This is a genomic window from Clostridium sp., assembly GCF_036569345.1.
Lineage (GTDB): Bacteria > Bacillota > Clostridia > Clostridiales > Clostridiaceae > Clostridium_AD.
In genome coordinates this window covers 1-7861 of the sequence record NZ_DATCQT010000066.1, presented here as the reverse complement: position 1 = coordinate 7861, position 7861 = coordinate 1, and the positions used below count along the sequence as shown (strand labels likewise).

Below are 7861 nucleotides of genomic sequence, written 5' to 3'. Positions count from 1 at the left end.
AGCCTACGGCTTTTTTAAAATAGAGTGTAAAAAAGCCTTTTTGTCATGCCTATAATTAATTTGAATGTAACTTTTTATAGAAATAATCACTTTCTTTCCTAAAACGTGGCAATTGTTAATTATTGTTTTCTGACTATACTATATATATATAACTCATTAACATAATTTGGGATTAATTATAATTTATTCTTTTAATTCCATTATACACAAAATTATTATATATCTCAAATATTCAATATAATAACATATAAATTGAGCACCAACTTAAAATTGTTAAAAAATTAAATATCACCATTGGTGGAATAGAATATAATTAAATACTATGAATTTTCACACTATCGTTATCATAGTATTTAATTATAGTAATTTTATGGAGAGTAATATGGATCTTTTTAGAATAAATCAATATTCAAGAATAAATGCTGTTAATTATGCAATTACCTATGCCTTACATCCAAACCCCAGCTTTAGGTACTTTCCTCTTATTAATAATGAAACTAGTGGGGATTGCACAAACTTTATATCTCAGTGCCTGCTAGCAGGTGGAGCCCCTATGATTTATAATAGCTCACATCCTTGGTGGTATAACAAGGCTAATACCGTTAGTACAAAGGATGACACATGGTCTGTTAGTTGGACCGTAGCACATTCCCTTTACTGGACTTTAAAAGTTAATCAAGAATCCAAAGCTTTAGGAGTTAAAGGCCTTGAAGTATATGATAGTAGGTTGCTTGAATTAGGTGATTTGATATTTTTCGAAGGTAATAATGGGAATATATTTCACGCTACGATTGTTACATCTTTTATATATTCACAGCCTTTAGTTTCTCATCATTCATTTGAGGCTTTGAATATAGATTATAAAAATTCTTGGCCAGCTGAGCGTTTACATTTTTTAAAAATAAGCTTATAAAGTTCTAAACAACGTTACAAAATAACTTTTGTAACGTTGTTTTTATATTTTTAAAGCGTTGTGTTTATGAAAGATATTACTTATAATAATATTAGATAAAAACTTGGAGGTGGCTTATTTGAAAAATAAAACTACAATTGCGAGTATTGCATTAGAACTAGATATCTCAGCGATATCAGTGAGCAGAGCATTATCTGGTAAAACTGGAGTTGGTGAGGAATTAAGAGAAAAAATCTTACTTAAGTCAAAAGAAATGGGGTATAGAAAGTCTACAAACAAGAATACATATAAAATTTTAGTAATTCATCAAAGACCTCTTATTCATGATAATAGCAATTTTGCTTATATGATACAGGGAATTGAAAGTGCCCTTCAAAATATGGATATATCTTACCATACAGAATTTGTTGATAAGACTAACCAAGACAAGATGCACTCTCCATTTAAATTATTAAAAGAGAATAATTTTGATGGCCTAATTTTTATAGGAAAATTTAATGATGATTATATAGGGTTTTTAAAGAAAAAAATTAAAAGCCATATTTTTTATACGGGATATTCCCCTTCCTGTGATGTTGACAGTGTTTGGTTTAATTTCAATAATGGTGGATATAAACAATGTGAGTATTTAATAAAAAAAGGTCATGTGGATATTGGCTTTTTAGGAAGGCGTAGTATTTTGTTTAGGAATAAAGAAAAGGTGCTTGGAATAACGTCTGCTCTTGAAGACTATGAAATACCCATTAGGAGAGAATTATTTACCTATTTTGAAGAAAATTCAGAAGAGGATTTTGAAACTTCTGTTATGAATTTACTTAAGGTCAAACATAAACCTTCAGCAATAATATGTCAAGGTGACTTTATAGCTGTGAAATTAATTAATCTTCTCTATAAAAAGGGAATTAAAGTACCAGAAGAAATATCTGTTATTAGTAGTGGTAATACTGAAATGGCATCTCTAACTCTACCAGCCCTTACATCTTTGGATTTAAACATTGAATATTCCTGTGAAATAGCAGTGGAACTTCTTTTAAAACGGATTAATAACCCTGATAAACCCTGTGAAAGCATAACCATAAACAGTGATTTAATCGAAAGGCAATCTGTTAAAAGTTTTATTGAATTAAATTCATAAAGGAGAGAGTTAAATGGGGAAAACAATAATTTTAGATTTTATAAAAAAACATAAAATATCATATATTATTGGTATTATCTTTATGATGATAACATCTTATATTCAGGCGCTTTTTCCTAGAGTTTTAGGAGACGCTATTGATATATTAAGCACTAATAATTTTACTTATAATCTCATTAAAATCAAAATAATGTATATTCTTTTAATTGCTATAGGTGCCTTCATATGTACATATGCATGGAGAAATCTAATTGTAGTAAATGCCAGAAATCTTGAATGTCACCTTCGTGAAAAATTATTTAATCATCTTCAGAAATTATCTTCTGAATTTTACAATCAAAAGAAAACTGGAAATTTAATAGCTTATGCCATAAATGATATTTCAGCTGTAAGAATGACTTTGGGACCTGCTACAGCAATGATAGTAAATATGATTTGCATCTGCAGTATATCCATATATTCAATGTCAAGGATTATAAATTTAAAGCAAACTTTATTAATACTCACTCCAATTCCCTTTATTATATTTTACCTTATAAAAACAGGAAAGATTGTTCAAAAGAGATTTAAAAAAGTTCAAGAAAACTTTTCTTCTATCTCTGGAAGAGTTCAAGAAAACATTTATGGAATCAGGGTAATAAAATCCTATGCCCAGGAAGAGGCTGAGGTTCAGAAGTTCGAAATATTAAATAATGCAATGATGGATTCTAATGTTAATATGGTAAAAGTATCATCCTCTTTATCACCTGTAATTGAAATTAGCTTTAGTATAAGCTTCGTAATAAATCTTATTATTGGTGGTAATATGGTGTTAAATGGTGGGATAACACTTGGCCAATTTATAGCATTTAATGGTTATTTGACATTGATAATGAGACCTATAATTTCCATTGGAAGAATTATAACAATATTTCAAAGAGGTATCGCTTCAATGAAAAGATTGGATGAAATATTTAATGTTATACCCAATATAAAAAGTGGAGAAAAAATGATAAAGAAAACTATTGAAGGTGAAATAGAGTTTAATAATTTAAGCTTTTCGTACACTAATTCTGATAAAAAAGCATTAGACAACATTGCATTTAAAATACCTAAGGGTTATACAGTTGGAATTTTAGGTAAAACTGCTTCAGGTAAAACCACTATTTCAAACTTGTTATTAAAGCTTTATATGTCATCACGAGATAAAATTTTTATAGATTCAGTGGATATAAATGATTATTCTTTAGAGACACTTAGAGGCAGCATTGGTTATGTACCTCAAGATAACTTCTTGTTTTCTGCGTCCATTAAGGAGAACATAAAATTTTTCAAGTCCAAATTTACAGATAAAGATGTTGTAAAAGCTTCAAAATTAAGCTCCATATATGAAAGTATTATTAAATTACCTAATGGTTTTGATACTATTCTTGGAGAACGTGGCGTTAATCTATCAGGTGGTGAAAAACAACGTATTTCCATAGCTCGGGCTATTATTGGAAACCCACCAATTCTCATATTAGATGATTCACTTTCAGCAGTGGATAATATAACTGAATCTACTATTCTTAAAAATTTACAAAAGTTGAGAGATGGAAAAACAACAATAATTATTGCTCATAGAATATCCACTATAAAACATGCAAATTTTATTATAGTCTTAGATGCTGGGAAGATAATCGAGATGGGAACCCATAGTGAACTTATATATAAAGGGGGGATATACTATGAAACATACAAGGCTCAATGTGAAACTTCATAAAATTAATAGTTTTATGAGACTTCTAAAGTTAACAAAACCACATATGAAAAAGATAGTTTTAGCTGCTTTATGTGTAATGATTGTAAATTCTGCTGAAATATTGAAACCATATATTTTAAAACTAGTTATCGATGATTTTTTAATAAAAAAAGTATCACAAAATGGAATATACTCAATAACATTTTTGGGAATAGTGTATTTTGTTGTTGCATCTATTGGTGGATTATCCTCTTTCACCCAAGTAAATTTAATAAATAAAGCTGGACAAGAAATCATGAGAAATTTGAGGAAAAATATATTTAGAACAATACAATTTCTTCCGCTATCTTATCTTGACAAAACGTCCTCTGGGAGACTAATAACAAGGGCTACAAATGATGTGGAAGCTTTGAGTGAAATGTATACTGATGTAATTATAAGTCTCTTTCAGGATGCCTTTTTACTTATCGGTATAATGTATGTAATGCTTGCACTTGATGTAAAGTTAGCTCTTATTTCATTTTCAGTTGTTCCAATAATGTTCTTCATTATTTTTATGTTGAAAAATAAAATAAAATCTAATTTTTCGAAAATGAAAAGTCTAATAGGTAAAATTAATGGATTTATGGCTGAAAACATATCAGGAATGAAGATTGTACAAATATTCACAGGGGAGAGAGTGAAAAATGATGAGTTTCTAGAACTCAATGATCAATATTTAAAAAGTACGTTATTTCAAGTTAGAATGAACAGCATATTAAGACCGGCAGCGGACGTTTTCCAAAGCATTGCAGTAGCAATTATACTATGGTATTCAATGAGTAAAATTTCAAACCATACTATAGAAATAGGCGTACTTTTTGCTTTTACAACATATATAAAACAATTTTATAATCCGATTTCTGATCTTGCGGATAACTATACTACGATCCAATCCGCTTTGGTTTCGGCAGAACGAATTTTTGAACTTCTAGATGAGGAAAATTCGTTAGAAGATTTAAATGAAGGTGTAGGCATTGAACATTTACAAGGAGATATAGAGTTTAAAAATGTATGGTTTTCCTATAATAATTCATCTTGGATATTAAAGAATGTAAGTTTTAACGTTCGACAGGGAGAGACCTTTGCATTTATAGGAGAAACCGGGGCAGGAAAAACTACAATAATTAGTCTTATAAGTGGATTTTATAAAATCCAAAAGGGTGAGATACTAATAGATGGAATAAATATTGATGATATAAAAAAGAAGGACTTAAGGAAAGGCATATCAGTTGTGCTTCAGGATGTGTTTTTATTTTCAGGAACTGTAGCATCAAATGTACTATTAAATGACAATATAAGCGAAAAAATATTAACGCAGTCACTGAAAACTACCTGTGCCTTAGATTTTGTAAATGATTTACCTGGTGGGGTATACGCAAAGGTTATGGAACGTGGAGCAACTTTTTCAGCAGGTCAGAAACAGCTTCTATCATTTTCTAGAGCTCTTGCCCATTCTCCTTCAATTTTTATATTAGATGAGGCTACATCAAATATAGATACTCATACAGAAAAACAAATACAAAAGGTCATTGAGGGAATGTCTCAAGATCGAACTACGCTTATTATTGCTCATAGATTATCAACCATAAGAAATGCAGATAAAATTGTTGTTCTAGAGCATGGAGAAATTGTAGAAATAGGAAATCATGATGAGCTTATATGTATTGACGGGTATTATAGAGATATAATAAAGGGAAATATAAAAATTGTAAGCTAACAAAATGGATATGTAAAATGATTACTTTAGCATTTTACATATCCATTTAAATTGTTGTTTTGTTTTGCACTTTCTATATTTTGTTTATTGTATTACTACAACCTAATTTTTTTGTTAAAATAAAATAAAATTTAACTCCAATTTCTGTATTTGATACACCACAACTACCATCATGAAGAAGCATTATGTTTTTTACAATTGAAAGACCTAATCCAGTGCCACCAAGTTTTCTAGTTCTTGATTTATCAATTTTATAGAAATTATCCCATATCTTATTTGTTTCAGTATCTTCAATACTGCTTCCACTGTTTTCTACTTCGACTTTAATGGTATCTTCACTATTTATCATTGAAACTGTAATTAATCCACCGTCCTGTGCATGCCTTATTGCATTAGTCATATAGTTTGTTAGCACCTGTTCTATTCTATTCCAATCTGCAGTCACTTTTATACTTCTAATTAAATTTAAATTAAGTTTAATGTTCTTTTCATTAAGTAGACTTGAAAATTTCTTAGTAACTGGTTTTATAAGTTCATCAATGAAGAATTCTTCCTTAACCAATTTAAAGTTCCCTGATTCTAATTGAGATAGATCTAACATATCTGATACTAAATTGTTCATTTTTCTTGATTCATCCATGATAACATCAATAAAATATTGTTTTTCAGCGCCTTCTAGAACATCATCATTTAAAGCAAGTGTATACCCTTCTATAAGAGTTATAGGTGTTTTAAGCTCATGAGAAACCGCGGCCACAAAGTCTTTCCTCATCTCAGTCAATTTTTTTTCTTTTTCAATATCCTTTTCTAATTTTGCATTAGCGTCCTTTAGTGATGTCAATGATTCATTTAAATTTTCAGATAGAAGATTAAGTGAAGAAGCTAAAGCTCCTATTTCATCATTACTTTTAACCACGCATTTTTCTGTGAAGTTAAGCTTTGCCATTTTGGCTGCCGTTTTAGTTATTTTTATCAACGGTTTTGCAATCATATTCGAGTAAATAAAAGAAAGAAATAAAATTGTAATAAGTGCACCAATATAGAAATAGAAGTAAAATGCCTTTATAACTTGAACTGCTTCATTAACTGGTTGAAGTGAAGAAAAAGCAAATACGATCTCATCTTTCTTTTCATCATATATTGTACCGGCTATACTTACCTCCATTTGAGGGTTTTCCTCAGTAATAAAAATCAAGGGCTTGGTTTCACCTTTAAATTTAGTTAAACCACCAGTATTATCTATTTGATCTGACATTATTTGGTTCATGATTCTGACTTTCATAGAATCTTTTCTTTCATCAACATTCTTTGTAAGATATTTTAAATTTCCTAATTTATCACGGATAATTATTTTATAGCTATTCGCATCTTCGAAAGAACTTATTAAACTGCTCTCATCTTCACTTTTTTGGAGCAAACTATATTCACTTGTGAATTTAACAAGATTATGTTCAAGATTATCCTTTTTCCATTTTATATAAAACTGTTCAAAAAATGCGGATTGAACTATTAAATTAGTAGTTATAAAAACTATAAAAACTATTGAGGTTATTGCGAAAAGTTTTCTTGTAATGCTCTTTTTAATTTTCATTTTTCACCTCGAATTTATATCCAGTTCCTCTTATTGTAGCTATAAGGTACGATTTTTCCCCTAGCTTTTCTCTTAATCTCTTTATTACAGTATCCACAGTCCTTAGATCTCCAAAGTAGTCAATACCCCATAAAGCATCTAATATTTTCTCTCTACTTAATACAATTCTTTTATTTAGTATAAAATAATTAAGAAGCTCAAATTCTTTCGGAGATAGATTAATTTCGCTATTGTCTACGGTAACCACATGGCTTAAATTATCAACTATAAGACCATCAAAGCTATTGTCCTCTTGAACATCGTCTGTGTTATGGGTGCGCCTTATAATTGCTTTTACTTTAGCAACTAGTAGCTTTGGGACAAAAGGTTTAGTAATATAATGGTCCGTTCCTAACTCAAAACCCAATAATTCATCATCCTCTTCGGATTTAGCTGTAAGCATTACAATAGGTATATTGGAAGTTTTTCTTATCTCCTTGCATACATCCCAACCATCCATAATGGGCATCATCACATCTAAAATGATCAAATCAACTTTATTTTTATTGAATATATTTATAGCCTCACTGCCATTTTCAGCTTGCAGAATATTATATTTCTCTTTTCTTAAATAAATTGACACAAGATTTCTTATTCTTTCTTCATCATCAACAATTAAAATGGTTTCCATTATAAAATCTTCTCCTTTATTTAAGATTAAATACCAATTTTGAATTACTTATTATATTATATAATATAATAAG

6 protein-coding genes are annotated in these 7861 nt (G+C 29.3%); 4 read left to right on the top strand and 2 right to left on the bottom strand.

Annotated features, from left to right (window positions below; genetic code table 11):
* Window positions 1-382 precede the first annotated feature (382 nt).
* From VIM70_RS06685 to VIM70_RS06670, 4 genes are all read left to right on the top strand, one after another.
* Window positions 383-913, top strand: a complete 531-nt coding sequence (locus VIM70_RS06685) for an amidase domain-containing protein (protein WP_331944965.1) — start codon at window positions 383-385, stop codon at window positions 911-913.
* A gap of 118 nt (window positions 914-1031) precedes the next feature.
* A complete protein-coding gene (locus VIM70_RS06680; RefSeq protein ID WP_331944964.1) occupies window positions 1032-2048 on the top strand; it encodes a LacI family DNA-binding transcriptional regulator in 1017 nt (338 codons plus the stop codon).
* 13 nt (window positions 2049-2061) lie between these two features.
* The gene (locus VIM70_RS06675; RefSeq protein WP_331944963.1) at window positions 2062-3789 is read left to right on the top strand and encodes an ABC transporter ATP-binding protein; all 1728 of its coding nucleotides are present in this window, start codon (window positions 2062-2064) and stop codon (window positions 3787-3789) included.
* A complete protein-coding gene (locus tag VIM70_RS06670) occupies window positions 3755-5527 on the top strand; it encodes an ABC transporter ATP-binding protein (protein WP_331944962.1) in 1773 nt (590 codons plus the stop codon). The genes VIM70_RS06675 and VIM70_RS06670 overlap by 35 nt, the downstream gene beginning before the upstream one ends.
* A gap of 73 nt (window positions 5528-5600) precedes the next feature.
* Here the strand turns inward: VIM70_RS06670 and VIM70_RS06665 are convergent, their stop codons facing one another.
* Window positions 5601-7118 carry a HAMP domain-containing sensor histidine kinase gene (locus VIM70_RS06665; protein ID WP_331944961.1) on the bottom strand — a complete coding sequence of 506 codons (1518 nt, stop codon included), beginning with the start codon at window positions 7116-7118 and terminating at the stop codon, window positions 5601-5603.
* Entirely contained in the window at window positions 7108-7791 is a 684-nt protein-coding gene (locus VIM70_RS06660; RefSeq protein WP_331944966.1) for a response regulator transcription factor, read from the bottom strand. The genes VIM70_RS06665 and VIM70_RS06660 overlap by 11 nt, the downstream gene beginning before the upstream one ends.
* Window positions 7792-7861: the final 70 nt, after the last annotated feature.